The 15,229-nt window shown below is 66.3% G+C and carries 16 protein-coding genes; 10 read left to right on the top strand and 6 right to left on the bottom strand.

All coding sequences use genetic code 11. The features are described from left to right. Positions 1 to 18: 18 nt before the first annotated feature. Together bktB and ABUE11_RS07755 are read left to right on the top strand one after the other, a co-directional pair. Positions 19 to 1,203: a beta-ketothiolase BktB gene (bktB, locus tag ABUE11_RS07760; RefSeq protein WP_367068476.1), complete on the top strand. Its 1,185-nt coding sequence runs from the start codon at positions 19 to 21 to the stop codon at positions 1,201 to 1,203. Positions 1,204 to 1,277: 74 nt separating this feature from the next. After that, positions 1,278 to 2,267 (top strand): tripartite tricarboxylate transporter substrate binding protein, encoded by a 990-nt coding sequence (locus ABUE11_RS07755; RefSeq protein ID WP_367068475.1) that lies wholly within the window; start codon positions 1,278 to 1,280, stop codon positions 2,265 to 2,267. Between the two features lie 75 nt (positions 2,268 to 2,342). Here ABUE11_RS07755 and ABUE11_RS07750 read toward each other — a convergent pair whose 3' ends face one another. Both ABUE11_RS07750 and ABUE11_RS07745 read right to left on the bottom strand, forming a co-directional pair. Next, positions 2,343 to 2,783: a universal stress protein gene (locus tag ABUE11_RS07750; protein ID WP_367068474.1), complete on the bottom strand. Its 441-nt coding sequence runs from the start codon at positions 2,781 to 2,783 to the stop codon at positions 2,343 to 2,345. Between the two features lie 95 nt (positions 2,784 to 2,878). Continuing rightward, positions 2,879 to 3,637 (bottom strand): 2OG-Fe dioxygenase family protein, encoded by a 759-nt coding sequence (locus ABUE11_RS07745; protein WP_367068473.1) that lies wholly within the window; start codon positions 3,635 to 3,637, stop codon positions 2,879 to 2,881. 304 nt (positions 3,638 to 3,941) lie between these two features. Here ABUE11_RS07745 and ABUE11_RS07740 point away from each other — a divergent pair, with 304 nt between their 5' ends. Further along, the gene (locus ABUE11_RS07740; protein WP_367068472.1) at positions 3,942 to 4,949 is read left to right on the top strand and encodes a D-2-hydroxyacid dehydrogenase family protein; all 1,008 of its coding nucleotides are present in this window, start codon (positions 3,942 to 3,944) and stop codon (positions 4,947 to 4,949) included. 72 nt (positions 4,950 to 5,021) lie between these two features. Here ABUE11_RS07740 and ABUE11_RS07735 read toward each other — a convergent pair whose 3' ends face one another. From ABUE11_RS07735 to ABUE11_RS07720, 4 genes are all read right to left on the bottom strand, one after another. After that, positions 5,022 to 6,155, bottom strand: a complete 1,134-nt coding sequence (locus ABUE11_RS07735; RefSeq protein ID WP_367068471.1) for a branched-chain amino acid ABC transporter substrate-binding protein — start codon at positions 6,153 to 6,155, stop codon at positions 5,022 to 5,024. A gap of 129 nt (positions 6,156 to 6,284) precedes the next feature. Next, positions 6,285 to 6,698 carry a hypothetical protein gene (locus ABUE11_RS07730; RefSeq protein ID WP_367068470.1) on the bottom strand — a complete coding sequence of 138 codons (414 nt, stop codon included), beginning with the start codon at positions 6,696 to 6,698 and terminating at the stop codon, positions 6,285 to 6,287. Positions 6,699 to 6,701: 3 nt separating this feature from the next. After that, complete coding sequence (locus ABUE11_RS07725) at positions 6,702 to 7,136, bottom strand: DNA polymerase III subunit chi (RefSeq protein WP_367068469.1); 435 nt, start codon at positions 7,134 to 7,136, stop codon at positions 6,702 to 6,704. A 25-nt stretch (positions 7,137 to 7,161) separates the two neighbouring features. Further along, a complete protein-coding gene (locus ABUE11_RS07720) occupies positions 7,162 to 8,652 on the bottom strand; it encodes a leucyl aminopeptidase (protein WP_367068468.1) in 1,491 nt (496 codons plus the stop codon). Positions 8,653 to 8,727: 75 nt separating this feature from the next. On the opposite strand from ABUE11_RS07720, the gene lptF reads away from it, so the two are divergent. The 7 genes from lptF to trxA all read left to right on the top strand — a co-directional run bounded on the left by lptF (position 8,728) and on the right by trxA (position 15,110). Then, complete coding sequence (gene lptF, locus ABUE11_RS07715) at positions 8,728 to 9,825, top strand: LPS export ABC transporter permease LptF (RefSeq protein WP_367068467.1); 1,098 nt, start codon at positions 8,728 to 8,730, stop codon at positions 9,823 to 9,825. After that, the gene (gene lptG / locus ABUE11_RS07710) at positions 9,822 to 10,922 is read left to right on the top strand and encodes an LPS export ABC transporter permease LptG (RefSeq protein WP_367068466.1); all 1,101 of its coding nucleotides are present in this window, start codon (positions 9,822 to 9,824) and stop codon (positions 10,920 to 10,922) included. The genes lptF and lptG overlap by 4 nt, the downstream gene beginning before the upstream one ends. Positions 10,923 to 10,955: 33 nt before the next feature. Continuing rightward, positions 10,956 to 11,336: a CbiX/SirB N-terminal domain-containing protein gene (locus tag ABUE11_RS07705; protein ID WP_367068465.1), complete on the top strand. Its 381-nt coding sequence runs from the start codon at positions 10,956 to 10,958 to the stop codon at positions 11,334 to 11,336. Between the two features lie 36 nt (positions 11,337 to 11,372). Next, a complete protein-coding gene (locus ABUE11_RS07700) occupies positions 11,373 to 12,314 on the top strand; it encodes a CysB family HTH-type transcriptional regulator (protein WP_367068464.1) in 942 nt (313 codons plus the stop codon). After that, positions 12,311 to 13,462, top strand: a complete 1,152-nt coding sequence (locus ABUE11_RS07695; protein ID WP_367068463.1) for a pyridoxal phosphate-dependent aminotransferase — start codon at positions 12,311 to 12,313, stop codon at positions 13,460 to 13,462. The genes ABUE11_RS07700 and ABUE11_RS07695 overlap by 4 nt, the downstream gene beginning before the upstream one ends. A gap of 11 nt (positions 13,463 to 13,473) precedes the next feature. After that, positions 13,474 to 14,646 carry a VanZ family protein gene (locus ABUE11_RS07690; protein ID WP_367068462.1) on the top strand — a complete coding sequence of 391 codons (1,173 nt, stop codon included), beginning with the start codon at positions 13,474 to 13,476 and terminating at the stop codon, positions 14,644 to 14,646. A 131-nt stretch (positions 14,647 to 14,777) separates the two neighbouring features. Beyond that, on the top strand, positions 14,778 to 15,110 hold the full coding sequence (gene trxA, locus ABUE11_RS07685) for a thioredoxin TrxA (protein WP_367068461.1): 333 nt from the start codon (positions 14,778 to 14,780) through the stop codon (positions 15,108 to 15,110). The last annotated feature ends 119 nt before the right edge of the window (positions 15,111 to 15,229 follow it).

Here is a 15,229-nt window from a genome sequence, read left to right as displayed (position 1 = left end):
CTACCATAGGAGATAACCATGAGCCGTGAAGTTGTAGTCGTCAGCGGTGTGCGCACCGCCATCGGAGGTTTTGGCGGCAGCCTGAAGGACACCCCCACCGTCGATCTGGGGGCGCTGGTGGTCAAGGAGGCGCTGGCGCGCGCCAACGTGGACGGCAAGGACGTGGGCCATGTGGTCTTCGGCCATGTCGTCAACACCGAGCCGCGCGACATGTACCTCTCGCGCGTGGCGGCCATCAACGGTGGCTGCGCCAAGGAAACCCCGGCCATGAACGTCAACCGCCTGTGCGGCTCGGGCCTGCAGGCCATCGTCAGCGCCAGCCAGGCCATTTTGCTGGGCGACTGCGACATCGCCATCGGCGCCGGTGCCGAGAACATGAGCCGCGCACCCTACGCGAGTCTCGCCACACGCTTTGGCGCCCGCATGGGTGACACCAAGATGGTGGACATGATGGTGGGTGCGCTGCACGACCCCTTCCACACCATCCACATGGGCGTGACGGCCGAGAACGTGGCCGCCGAGCATGGCATCACGCGCGAGGAGCAGGACGCGCTGGCGCTCGAGAGCCACCGCCGCGCCGAGGTCGCCTGGGCCGAGGGCCGCTTCAAGGACCAGATCGTCCCGGTCATGCTCAAGAGCCGCAAGGGCGAGGTGGCGTTCGACAAGGACGAGCATTTCCGCCCCGGTGCCAAGCTGGAGGACTTCCAGAAGATGAAGCCCGTGTTCGTCAAGGAAAACGGCACCGTCACGGCCGGCAACGCCAGCGGCATCAATGACGCGGCCGCCGCCGTGCTGCTGATGGAGGCCGGCGTCGCCAAGGCCCGCGGCGCCAAGCCGCTCGCGCGCCTGGTGGGCTACGCGCACGCGGGCGTCGAGCCCAAGACCATGGGCATTGGCCCGGTGCCGGCCACGCAGATGCTGCTGAAGAAGCTGGGCATGACCATCGACCAGATGGACGTCATCGAGGCCAACGAGGCCTTTGCCGCCCAGGCCTGCGCCGTCACCAAGGGCCTGGGCGCCGACCCGGCCAAGGTCAACCCGAATGGCTCGGGCATCTCGCTGGGTCACCCCATCGGCGCCACGGGCGCGCTGATCACCGTCAAGGCGCTGTATGAGCTGCAGCGCATCCAGGGCCGCTACGCGCTGGTGACCATGTGCATAGGCGGCGGCCAGGGCATCGCCGCGATCTTCGAGCGCATGTAAGCAACAGGCGCAGCCGCAGCCGCAGCGGCTGCGGCTGCGCCCGCACCTTCCTGACCCACTTCACCGGTTCATCCATGCATCGCAGACATCTTCTTTCCCTCGCCGCCCTGGCCTGCACGCTGGGCAGTGCCGGCGTTTACGCCCAAGGCGCCCCAGCCGCAGGCAGCTATCCGAACAAGCCCATTCGCATGATCGTGCCCTTCCCTCCCGGCGGCGGCACGGACATCCTCGCGCGCCTCGTGGCGGCCAAGCTCACCGAGGCCAATCAATGGACCGTGGTCGCCGACAACAAACCCGGCGCCGGCGGCACCATAGGCATCACCGAGGCCACCAAGGCTGCCCCCACGGGCTATGACCTGGTCATGGGCCAGAAGGACAACCTGGTCATCGGCCCATGGCTGTACAAGAACCTGCCCTGGGACCCGACCCGCGACCTGACGGCCGTGGCCCATGTGGCCTGGACGCCCGTGCTGATTGCCACCAGCGTCAACTCCAAATACAAGACGCTGGCCGACGTGGTGGCCGCGGCCAAGGCGGCTCCGGGCGCCATCACCTATGGCTCGCCGGGCAACGGCACTTCCATCCACCTCGCCGGCGACCTGTTCGAGAAGGCCGCGGGCATCCGGCTCAGCCATGTGCCCTACAAGGGCTCCAACCCCGCGCTCATGGACGCGCTGGCCGGCAACGTCGAGCTGCTGGTGTCGTCCGTGCCCTCGGCCATGGGCCAGATCAAGGCCGGCAAGCTGCGCCCGCTGGCCGTCACATCGGCCAGGCGCAGTTCCTCGCTGCCCGACGTGCCGACGGTGGCCGAGTCGGGCTTCAAGGGCTTTGACGTGAGCACCTGGTATGGCGTGTTCGCCCCCGCGGGCACACCCGCGGCCGTGGTCAACATCCTCAACAGCGAGGTCAACAAGCTGCTCGCCAAGGACGATGTCAAGGCCGCCATCCAGGCCCAGGGCGCCGAGCCCCAGGCCATGACGCCGGCGCAACTGACCAGCCAGCTCAAGTCCGAGTATCAGCAGTGGAAGGCCATCGTCGAGGCCTCCGGCGCCAAGATCGAGTAGGGCCGAACAAGACCGGTCAGCCCCTCGCAACAACGGCTCCCGCGGGAGCCGTTGTCGTTCGTGCCAAAGCGCGGTTTATTCGCGCACGACCAGCACGGGCACACGCGCGACGCTCAGCACCTTCTGGGTCACACTGCCCAGCACGAGCTTCTCCAGGCCGCGCCGGCCATGCGAGCCGATGACGATGAGGTCGGCCCCAGTGCTCTCCACCGCGCGCTGAATGCCATCGTGCACGGCGTGGCCCTCGCCCACCATGGTGCTCACATCCGTCACCCCCGCCTGGGTGATGGCGGACTTGGCTGCATCCAGTGCAGCGTTCGCCTCGGCGGTGGCCGCGCTCAGGTACTGGGCCTGACCGTAGGCGAAATCGGCCCCCACGCCCGTGAACGGATAGGGATCGATGACATACAGCGTGGTCACCGCACTGCCGAACGCCTTGGCAAGGGCCGCCGCCTTGGCAACGGCCCTCATGGACGTTTCCGAACCATCGACGGGAATCAGGATGTGCTTGAACATGGAACCTCCTTGTAGAAACAGAAACGGATGACAGGCCATTGACCCGGTGCTACTCACAGTGTGGCGTCAGACGACGCCCCTATTCTTGATGCGAATCAATTGTCGGATGCATCTTCGAGGAAACCGCCGCGCCGGCATGTGAGCACCAGCGTGTCCCGCCAGCCATGCTGCACTCCATCGGGCTGCACGGGCGTGGTTTCGTGGATCATGCGCACATCGTCGAGCAGCATGACGGACCAGGGCTCGGCGAGCGTGAACCGCTGTCCGTTGGGCCCGTTCGCCTCGAAGATGCGGGTCTCACCACCCTTGATCCCATGGCGACCGACGAGGAACACCGCCACCAGATCGACACCATCACGATGCGCCCCCTCGGGTGTCGGCCGTCCGATGCCACCCTGGGTATCGATCCGGAACTGGTGCGCCTCGATGAACCAGCGCTCGGGCCTGTCGGCCAGCACCTGCTGCGACAGCGCCGCAACGGCCTTCAGCAACTGCGCCCACACCGGCGCCTGCACGGTCTCTTCATGCATGGGCGCAAACCAGCGCCGCATGCCGCCATGCAGGGCGTTGTACTGCAAGGGCTGCCAATGCGCACGGTGGGGCACCTGCTCCACCTGCCCGTCTTCGACGATGAAGCACGAATGCCGCCTGCGCCGGTAGCGACCGCCGTCCTTCAGGAACTCGTCGGGGGACAGGTCGTCCCAGTCCGGCGCCAGGTCCTGCAGTCGGGCCAGATCACAGCCGGCCCAGGCTGCCGTGTCCTCGGGCTGCAGAACGGCATAGCCGCGGTCGCGCAACTGCCGCACCACCTGACTGGCCGGCGTGTAGGGAGGACATAAGCTGATGTGTGCCATACCTGACAGCTTAACGACTTTGGCGCTGCCGATCGGGCATGCACGGCATGCCGCGCCACAGCCCACGCCACTACGCGCAGCACCTGTAGAGGCCACGTACCCGAACATGTCTGCACGGCAGGGATTCGCGGGCAATATGTAAGCTTGTGTCGCAGTTCGCCGGGATCGGGCGCCACCGGACCCGTGACGCTGCCGCGATCAACGACAATCGACCTCTTCGGTCAATGCCATTTCTTGCACTTCAGCATCCAAGGGCCAAGGGGTGCTCCCTCGCACTGAAAGCACAGCCCGGATGGATTCGACAATGAACATCGTAATACTCGACGACTACCAGGACGCCGTGCGCAAGCTGCATTGCGCGGAACGGCTCGATCCCTACTCCGCCAAGGTCTATACCAACAATGTCAAGGGACTTGGCCAGTTGTCGGTGCGCTTGCGTGACGCAGACATCATTGTCCTGAACCGCGACCGCACGCACATCACGCGCCAGCTCGTGGACAAGCTGCCGCGACTCAAGCTGATTGCCCAGACGGGCCGTGTCGGCCCTCACATCGACATCGCGGCCTGCACCGAGCGCGGCATTGCCGTCACCGATGGCGTGAGTTCCCCCGTGGCTCCGGCCGAGCTGACCTGGGCGCTGATCATGGCGGCCATGCGGCGCCTGCCCCAGTACATCTCCAACCTCAAGCATGGTGCGTGGCAACAGTCGGGGCTGCGCGCTGCATCCATGCCCCCCAACTTCGGCCTGGGCAGCGTGCTGCGCGGCAAGACGCTGGGCATCTGGGGCTATGGGCGAATCGGCCAGATCGTGGCGAGCTACGGCCGCGCGTTTGGCATGAACGTCAAGGTCTGGGGTCGTGAAGCATCCCGCGCGCAGGCGCTCACGGATGGACTGCAGGCAGCGAGCACGCGCGCAGATTTCTTCTCGCAGTGCGACATCGTGTCCATTCACCTGCGGCTCACCGACGAGACGCGCGGCATGATCACACTGGAAGACCTGTCCCGCATGAAGCCCACGGCGCTGTTCGTGAACACCTCGCGCGCCGAGCTCCTGGAAACCGATGCATTGCTCGCCGCGCTCAATCGAGGGCGGCCGGGCATGGCGGCCATCGATGTCTTCGAAAGCGAGCCCATCCTGCAGGGCCACGCGCTGCTGCGCCTGGAGAACTGCATTTGCACGCCCCATATCGGCTATGTCGAACAAGACAGCTACGAGCTGTACTTTGGCGCGGCTTTCGACAACGTGGTCAACTACATCAAGGGCACGCCCACCAACGTGGTCAACCCGGGAGCACTCCAGGTGAGGCGGTAGTCCCCGCCAGCGCCAGGAACGAAAAAAGGGCTTCGTCGAAGCCCTTTCCTGTACTGGTTGCGCGGCAACCGATCAGTTCATCGGCACCTTCTTGCCATCCTTGTACACATAGAGCGTGATCGCGGGGTTCACCAGCTCGCCATTGGGCTCGAACTTGATGTTGGCCGTCACGCCCTTGTAGTTGGACTTGAGCAGTTCGGGGATGTACACCTTGGGGTCCCAGGAACCTGCGCGCTTCATGGCGTCGACGAGCAGCATGGTGGCATCGTACTTGTAGGGGCTGTAGAGCACGAACTGGCCGGGGTACTTGGCGTCGTAGCGCTTCTTCCACTCCAGGCCGCCGGGCATCTTGGCCAGCGAAGCGCCGCCTTCTGCACAGATGACGTTGCCAATCGTCTTGGCGCCCGCAGAGAGCTTGGGCAGCTCGGTGGTGCAAATGCCGTCGCCACCGAAGTACTTGACGTTGGACAGGCCCAGCTGCTCCATCTGGCGCAGCATGGGGCCGGCCTGGGGATCCATGCCGCCGAAGAAGATGCCATCGGGGTTCTTGGCCTTGATGGCCGTGAGAATGGCCATGAAGTCCGTGGCCTTGTCCGTGGTGAACTGCTCGTCGACGACCTTGATGCCCTTTTCGGCGGCCGCGCGCTTGAACACGTTGGCCACGCCCTGGCCGTAGGCCGTGCGGTCGTCGATGACGGCCACGCTCTTGAGCTTGAGCGTCTCGGCCGCGTAGACCGCCAGGCCCACGCCCAGCGCGTTGTCATTGGCGATGATGCGGAAGGTCGTCTTGTAGCCGGGCTTGGTCAGGTTCGGGTTGGTGGCGGCGCCCGTCACATGGGGAATGCCGCAGTCGTTGTAGACCTTGGATGCGGGGATGGTCGTCCCGGAATTGAGGTGTCCCACCACGCCGGCCACCTTGGCATCGCACAGCTTCTGCGCGGCCGCCGTGCCCTGCTTGGGGTCGGATGCGTCGTCTTCGTTGAGCAGTTCCAGCTTGACCTTCTTGCCGCCGATCACCACGCCCTGCGCGTTCATGTCGTCGATCGCCATGCGCACGCCGTTCTCGATGTCCTTGCCGTAATGCGCCTGAGGACCGGACATGGGAGCGACGTTACCGATCCGCACCACCGTGACGTCCTGGGCGCCTGCGATGCCGGCAACCGCTGCGATTGCGGCAGCGACGGTCAGTTTCAACTTCAATTGCATTTGGTTCTCCGATGATTTAAGACGCTGGATCTTCTGAACTGTCCAACACGAAGAAACATATCGCAATTTTTGGTCAGTCCGACCAGGAATCACGCAAGAAAGCCGAAAACACCACAGGGACATACCCGGTCAACGGCTTGCATCCCGTGCGCCGTCCTCTCTGAGCTCCTGCGCGACGGCCTCGTACACGGCATGGCGGACCACGGATTCCACCTCTTCGCGCAAACGCACGACGATGGAGCGCGTCTGCTCCTGCACCACCGCGGCGATGGCCTCGCGCAGCTGCTGGTCCAGCACCAGATCGACGCGCTGCATGAGCCTGTGCACCACGTATTCCTCGATGCCGTCGGGAAGCGCGCCGTCCGACCAGCCCCGGTCAGATGGCGCGACAACCGGCACGACCGGCACTGTTGGTGCGGCAACGCCCTGCGGCGCGGCCCCGCCCACATCCCGGGGAGCGGGCGACTGCGCCCCTTCCGGCAGATGGACCACATCGGTGAGCGTGGGCACGAATCGCGGCGGAAGCCGAGGCGGTGTGCTCATGGACTACCCCTCCTTCAGGACCAGGTCGTGACGAACGATCGCGTAGCCCTGCTCGGCATAGTGGCGCCAGCGCGCTCTGGCCCGGGCCCTGTCGCCTTCATCGGCCTGACTCACCACCTCGACCAGGCGGGCATAACGCTCAAAGCCTGCGGGCACCGCGTCACCCACATTCACGAGCACGTCACACAGGCTGGTGGAAGCAGGATCCGTCGTGAGCAACACCGGGCTGAGCTCACGCAGCTGATCGTCGGCGCCGTCCGCGCAATGCGCGACGAAGTCGACGGGCCTCATGGCCCACAGCATGCGATCGAGGCGTTGCAGATCGGGCCCGCTTCCCGTGATCACCACGCGTGCATCCTGGCGCAACGCCTTGCGCGCAAACCGGCAGACATAGGCGAGCTTGTCGGGCGCATTGAAGTGAAATGCCACCTCGGTCATGAACGCGCGGCTCCCTGCCTGGCCATCACACCGCACGCGCGCGCCTGGGCGCCGCCGCCTTGCGCCGGCTGCCGCTCGTGGCCGCAACGTCGAGCAGGTAGTGCAGCAGCAGGCCAACCGGACGCCCCGTCGCCCCCTTGGCCGCGCCGCCCTTCCATGCCGTGCCCGCGATGTCCAGATGCGCCCAGGGCAGGTCACCGACAAAGCGCTGCAGAAACTTGGCAGCTGTGATGGCGCCGCCTGCGCGCCCGGCAACGTTTGCCACGTCGGCAAAATTGCTCTTGAGCCCATCGGCATAGTCGTCGTCGAGGGGCATGCGCCAGCAGGGGTCGAGCGCCGCGTCGCCGGCCGCCTGAAGGCGTGCGGCGAGCTCGTCGTCGGATGCAAACAAGCCGCTGCGCAGCGCGCCCAGCGCCACGACACAGGCGCCCGTCAAGGTGGCAATGTCGATCAGGGCCTGCGGCTTGAAGCGCGCGGCGTAGGTCAGCGCATCGCAGAGCACGAGGCGCCCCTCGGCGTCGGTGTTCAGTATCTCTATGGTCTGGCCGCTCATGCTCGTCACCACGTCGCCGGGTTTGACGGCCCTGCCGTCGGGCATGTTCTCGCAGGCAGGAATCAGGCCCACGACGTTGACGGCGGGCCTGAGTTCGGCGAGCGCCCGGAACACCCCGAGCACGCTCGCGGCGCCGCCCATGTCGAACTTCATTTCGTCCATCTCGGCTGCGGGCTTGAGCGAGATGCCTCCGGTGTCGAAGGTGATGCCCTTGCCCACCAGCACCACGGGCGCCTGCGTGCGCGGCGCGCCGTCGTACCGGAGTTCGATGAAGCGCAGCGGCTGGTCCGAGCCCTGGGCCACGGCGAGAAAGGCGCCCATGCCCCACTTGGCCACCTGCGCCGGCCCATGCAGCTTGCACTGGATGCCCGCATGCCTGGCCAGCGCCTTGGCCGCATCGCCGATCAATGTGGGGGTGGCGTGGTTGGCCGGGCGGTTGGCCCAGTCGCGCGCGTATTCGATGCCGGTGACCAGGGCCGCCGCGGTAGCGAACTCTGCGCGCGCCGCGGCCGCGTCAGCGACTCCCACCGTCACGCGCGACAGCGCACGCGGTTCGGCCTTGGGCTTGGTGGCGGTGTAGACATAGCTCGCGTCGGCCATCGCACGCACGGCGGCGCCCACGGCGCCCACTTCGGGTTCCATGCAGAACACCAACGCGGCGCGCTTGATGGCCGCGCTCTTCAGGGTAGCGCCCAGGGCCTGCACCGCCTGGCGCACGGCATGCGCGCCGCCCTTGCCGCATCCGAGCAGCACCACCCGGCGCGCGGCAATGCCGTGCGGCGCATACAGCGACAGCTGCTTGCCGGGCTTGGTCTCGAGGTCTCCATCCTTGATTGCGCTGGCGACGAGTTGGGACAGGGCGTCGGCCTGCGGCGCAAGGCCTTCGGGCACCAGCAGCACCAGCAAATCACATTTGTGCGATGCCGCCGCGGCGAGCGAAAGCGTCTTCAGTTCGAAGTTCATAATCGGCGTTTTCTTTCCAGAGCGAGCCATGCGCTCTTGCGTACCCGCGCAACAGCAGCCTCAGGCCCGTTACCAATGTTATTCGATTCATCCATTCGCAAAGAGCTGGCCCGCAGCTTTGGCGCGACCCTGGTGGTGCTGATCACGGTGGTCATGACCATGATGCTCATCCGCACGCTGGGGCAGGCCGCGCGCGGCAACGTGGCACCGGCGGACGTGATGCTCGTGATGGGCTTCACGGTGCTGGGCCAGCTTCCCACGATTCTCGGCCTGAGCCTGTTCGTCACCATCGTCGGGACGCTCTCGCGCATGTACCGCGACAGCGAGATGGCCATCTGGTTCTCCGCGGGCCGCGGCCTGCTGAGCCTGCTGGCGCCGCTGCTGCGCTTTTCCTGGCCGGTCATGCTCGCCATTGCGGCGCTGTCGCTCGCGATCTGGCCCTGGGCCAATCGCCAGATCCAGGAGCTCAGAACGCAGTATGAGCAGCGCAGCGACGTCGATCGTGTCGCGCCCGGGGAGTTTCAGGAGTCGTCCAACGGCTCGCGCGTGTTCTTCATCGACAAGGACTCACCCACCGCGAATGCGGCCAACAACGTCTTCATCGTCACGCGCGAGAAGCAGCGCGAGACCGTCACGTCCGCGCAGAGCGCGCGCCTGGAGGTGCGCAATGGCGAGCGCATGGTGCTGCTGAGCAATGGCCAGCGCCTGGAGGAAGCCATGCAGGACGGGCATGGCCTGCGCATCAGCGAGTTTGCCGAGTACGGCACGCTGCTCGACAGTCACCCGGACGGTGGCATGGATTCAAACAGCGTGAAGATTCGCGACACCTGGGATCTGGCCCGCGACCCGCAGGCCCAGTCCCGCGCCGAACTGGGCTGGCGCATAGGCATGCCCCTGGCCGCACTCAACTTCGTCGTGCTGGGCCTGGCCGTCGCCATCGTCAATCCGCGCGCGCACCGCAGCGGCGGCCTGATGATGGCCCTGTTTGCGTTCATGGTGTACTACAACCTCATGACCGTCGGTCAGGCCTGGGTGGGAACGGGCCGCGTGGGCATGCTCACCTTCCTGCTGGGGCTTCATGGCGGCGCGCTGGCGCTTGCGCTGCTGCTGGTGGCGGCGCGGCACAACCACTGGTCGCTGCGCGCGCTCCTGCGGCACAAGGAGGTCGCGTGAACACCATCCGCCGCCTCATCTACCGCGAGGTCATCGTCAGCGTGGCCTTTGTCACGCTCGCGTTTCTGGCGCTGTTCTTCTTCTTCGATCTGGTGGACGAGCTGCGCTGGACCGGCCGTACAGGCCTGGCCTATCCACTGACCCAGGCCCTGTTGTCCGTCGCGCTGGGCCTGCCCCAGCATCTGTATGAGCTGCTGCCCATCTCCGTGCTGATCGGCACGATCTTCGTCATGGCACGGCTGGCGCAGAGTTCGGAATTCACCATCATGCGCACCAGTGGGCTGGGGCCATGGCGGGCGCTGAGCACGCTGCTGGTGCTCGGCTGTGCCTTCGTCGTCCTCACGATTGCCGTGGGCGACTACCTGGCACCGGCCACCGAGCGCACGGCCGCGCTGATCCGCGCGCGCAGCCAGGGCCAGATCAGCACCGGCGCCACCGGCGCCTGGCTCAAGGAGCGCCAGGGCGACCATTCCTTTGCAGTGAACGTGCGCGCCATCGACGCCGACGGCCAGATGCGCGGCGTACAGATCTTCGAGTTCGATGCCCGAGGCCGCGTGGCATCCACCACGTCGGCCGAGCAGGCGCAGTTCGCCGAAGACGCCTGGGACCTGCAGCAGGTCCAGCGCACGGTCTTCGACCAGCGGGCCAATGGCGACATCGGCGTGACCCGCGTTCGAGAGCCAAGCATGCAATGGCCCACGCGCATCAGCGCCGACATGGTCGCCGCATCCGTGCTCAAGCCCGACAAGATGGCCACGATCGACCTGTTCCACTACATCCGCCACCTGGAGGCCAATGGCCAGTCCGCGCAGCGCTATGAGATCGAGTTCTGGCGCAAGGTGTTCTACCCCCTGAGCTGCCTGGTGATGGTGGTGCTGTCCCTGCCCTTCGCCTACCTGCATTTCCGCTCGGGCGGCATCGCCGGCTATGTGTTCACGGGCGTCATGGCCGGCATCAGCTTCTTTCTGCTCAACAACGTCTTCGGCTTTGCCGGCAACCTGCAGAACTGGTCACCCTGGCTCACGGCGGCGGCTCCGGGCCTGATCTACTCCCTGCTGTCTCTGGCCGCGTTCGGATGGCTGGTGCTGCGGCGCTAGCAGCATTTCAAGCGTTTTTGGGCTCCAAGGCTTATGGATAAAGCGCAAGCAGCTATCATTTTATTGGCCCATGGCTCGCGCGACCCACTCTGGCGCCGCCCCATGGAGGCCGTTGCGGCGCGCATCCAGGCCCGGCAGCCCGATCTGGCCGTGCGCTGCGCCTACCTGGAGCTGTGCGGCCCCGACCTGGGCACGGCACTCGATGGTCTGGTGGCGCAGGGCGCGCGGCATATCGGCATCGTGCCCCTGTTCCTGGGCGCCGGCCGCCATGTGCGCGACGACCTGCCGCGGCAGGTGGCAGCGCTGGCGGCGGCACATCCACAGATCACATTGCGCCTGCAGCCGCCCATTGGCGAGGACGACCGCCTCATCGCGCTGATGGCCGAGATTGCCACCGCATCGTTATACGAATGACGTCATAATGACGCGACTTCTTAAGCGTCATAAGACATGAACCTGCACCAGTTCCGCTTCGTCCAGGAGGCCGCACGCCGCAACCTCAATCTGACGGAGGCCGCCAAGGCGCTGCACACCTCGCAGCCGGGCGTCTCCAAGGCCATCATCGAACTGGAAGACGAACTGGGCGTGGACATCTTCGCGCGCCACGGCAAGCGCCTCAAGCGCATCACCGAACCCGGCCAGCATGTGCTCAGAAGCATAGAACTCATCATGCGCGAGGTGGGCAACCTCAAGCGCATCGGCGAGCAGTACAGCGCGCAGGACAGCGGCACCCTGGGCATTGCGACCACGCACACCCAGGCGCGCTATGTGCTTCCACTGCCCGTGGCCAGGCTGCGCGAGGCCTATCCCAAGGTCAACATCAGCCTGCACCAGGCCACGCCGCACGAGGTGGCGCGCATGGTCATCGACGAGGTGGTCGAGATCGGCATGGCCACGGAGTCGCTGGCCGACTACCCGGACCTCGTCACCCTGCCCTGCTACGAATGGCAGCATGTGCTCGTGCTCCCCCCCGGCCACGCGCTGGCGCAGAAGGAGCGCATAGGGCTGGAGGACATCGCGCACGAATCGCTGATCACCTACCACCCCTCGTTCACGGGCCGCGGCAAGATCGACCAGGCCTTTGCCACGCGCAAGCTGCAGCCGCGCATCGTGCTCGAGGCCATCGATTCCGACGTCATCAAGACCTATGTGCGCCTGGGTCTGGGCGTGGGCATCGTCGCCGAAATGGCCATGCGCGAGGACCCGATCGGGGACCTGGTGGTACGCCCCCTGGGCCATCTGTTCGGCCAGAACGTGGCGCGCGTGGCCTTCAAGCGCGGCGCCTATCTGCGCAACTTCGTCTACAAGTTTGCCGAGCTGCTCAGCGACCGCCTGAGCCGCGACCTCATCGCCCGCGCCATGACCGGCCATGTCAACGACTACGAGCTATGAGCACACCTGCATTTCCGAGCCGCCTGCCCCAGGTGGGCACCACCATCTTCAGCGTCATGTCGGCGCTGGCGCTCGAACACCGGGCCGTCAACCTGGGCCAGGGCTTTCCGGACTTCGACTGTGACCCACGGCTCGTGAACGCCGTCACGCACGCCATGCAGGCGGGTCACAACCAATACCCGCCCATGGCCGGCGTGCCCGCCCTGCGCCAGGCAGTCGCTTCCAAAATTGAAGCAATGCACGCGCGCCGGTACGACCCGGAGGCCGAAATCACCATCACGGCCGGGGCCACCCAGGCCATCCTCACGGCCATACTCGCCTGCGTGCATCCGGGCGACGAGGTCATCGTGCTCGATCCCTGCTACGACAGCTACGTGCCCAACATCGAGCTCGCCGGCGGTGTGGCCGTGCGCGTGGCGCTCACGCCGGGCAGCTTCAGGCCCGACTTCGCGAGGATCGCCGCCGCCATCACGCCGCGCACGCGCCTCTTGATCATCAACAGCCCGCACAACCCCAGTGCCACCATCTGGTCGGCCGAGGAGATGCGCGAGCTCGAGGAGCTGCTGGCGCCGACCAATGTGCTGCTCATCAGCGACGAGGTCTACGAGCACATGGTCTTCGACGGCGCCGAGCACCAGAGCGCGGCGCGCTTTCCCGGCCTGGCCGAGCGCGCCTTCATCGTCTCGAGCTTCGGCAAGACCTTTCACGTGACGGGCTGGAAGGTGGGCACGGTGGCCGCGCCCGCGAGCATGACGGCGGAGCTGCGCAAGGTGCACCAGTTCAACGTGTTCACCGTCAACACCCCCATGCAGCACGGCCTGGCCGAGTATCTGAAGGACCCCGCGCCCTACCTGCAACTGCCCGCCTTCTACCAGGCCAAGCGCGACCTGTTCCGCGCCGGCCTGGCCGGCTCGCGCCTGAGACTGTTGCCCAGCAGCGGCAGCTATTTCCAGTGCGTGGACATTTCCGCCGTCAGCGACCTGGGCGAGGCCGATTTCTGCCAATGGCTCACGCGCGAGATCGGCGTCGCCGCCATACCGCTGTCGGCCTTCTACGCGGACGCCTTTGACCAGCGTGTGGTGCGCTTTTGCTTTGCCAAGAAGGACGAGACGCTGCGCGCGGCCATAGAGCGCCTGCGCAGGCTGTAGGCACACCGCCGATGCGCGCCCTGCTGCTGCTGATCGCCGTGCTGATCGGCTACGGCTCGCTCTACCCTTTTCACTTCGCCGCCGACCCGCATTGGCCGCAGGAGGCCGCAGCACTCTTGACCGCGCCGCTGTGGCCCATGGGCCGCGGCGATCTGGTGGGCAACGTGCTGCTGTTCGCGCCCTACGGCCTGGTCGCGGCCCTGCTGTGCGCACCACAGCGCAGGGGTTATTCCCGGCTGGGCCTGCTGCTCGCACTCGGGGCGCTGCTGGCCCTGGCGCTGCAGATCGTGCAGCTGTGGGTGCCGGGCCGGGTCGCCGCCCTCAACGACGTGATCGCCAATGTCGCAGGCATGTTGCTGGGCGTGGCCATCGCCGTACCGGCACACAGGCTCATGCCCGCCCTGGCTCACCACAGCGCGGGCAAAGTGGCGGGCAAAGGGACGGCCAATGTCATGCCACGCGCCCTGCTGCCGGCCGCGCTGATGCTGCTGTGGGTGGGCTACCAGTGGTTTCCGCTGGTGCCCACGCTGGACCTGCAGAACATGGTCAACGCCGTCAAGCCCCTGCTGCGTGCGCCGCGCATCGACGCCGTGCGCGCCCTGCACCTGGCGCTCGCCTGGCTGGCCTTCTGCATGCTGTGGGATCTGTCCACATCCGGGCGCGTGCGCGCCTGGACCATGGCCGTCGCGGCCTGCGCCATCGTCGGCGCCAAGCTGTTCATCACGGGCGGCAGCGTCTCGCCGGCCAATGCCATCGGCCTCGCGCTGGCCCTGGCCTGCCTGCCCTGGCGCCACCACCGTTTCGCGCTGCCGGCGCTGACCATGGCCATGGTGGTGAGCCTGTTCGCCAGCGGGCTGACGCCGTTCACGCCACTGGCGCAGGCGCAGCCGTTTCACTGGGTGCCGTTCTCCGGCATGCTCGAGGGCAGCATGGGCGTGAACCTGCTGAACCTGCTCGAGAAATGCTTTTTCTACGGCGCATTGATCGTGTTGATCAGCGCCCGGAGCGGCCAGCCACTGGCCGCAGCCAGCCTGGTGGCCCTCTGTCTGGGCCTGATCGAGGCCGCGCAGATGTTTCTGCCGCAGCGCACGGCCGAGTCCACCGACCCCGTTCTGGCGCTGCTGCTGGGCCTCGTCGCATGGCTTGCACGGCCGCAGGCGCCGCCCCGGTGCGTCAGGGCCTGATATCGCCTTTCGCTATGACTGTCATAGCGTCTGGCGATCCGGGCACACCCACCGACGGGGGATTGGTTTCTGTCACAATGCCCCGCATTCAACCTCTGTCCCATTCGCAATATTCCAAGGAACATTCCCCCATGGCCAGCGACCTCATCAAGCAACTGTCTGACGCCAGCTTCGAAGCCGACGTGCTCAAGTCCTCCACCCCCGTGCTCGTGGACTACTGGGCCGAATGGTGCGGCCCCTGCAAAATGATCGCCCCCATCCTGGACGAAGTGGCCGGCGCCTACCAGGGCAAGCTGCAGGTCGCGAAGATGAACGTGGACGAGAACCGTGAGATCCCCGCACGCTTCGGCATTCGCGGCATTCCCACGCTGATGCTGTTCAAGGACGGCCAACTGGCCGCCACCAAGGTCGGTGCCCTGAGCAAGGCACAGCTCACCGCCTTCATCGACCAGCAACTGGGCTGATCGGCCCGCACGCTGGCCCGCCCCGCGCAGGACGGGCCAGCGTCATTCCGTGCGACTGCGGAATTTTTCCTGTCATAATCTGCGCTGACCGCCGCCGCCATCGTCCAACGGCCGGTTTC

This window comes from Oryzisolibacter sp. LB2S (assembly GCF_040732315.1).
Taxonomy (GTDB): Bacteria; Pseudomonadota; Gammaproteobacteria; order Burkholderiales; family Burkholderiaceae_C; genus Alicycliphilus; species Alicycliphilus soli.
Note: the sequence above shows the minus strand (reverse complement) of the source record. Positions and strands in the feature narration are given on the sequence as shown.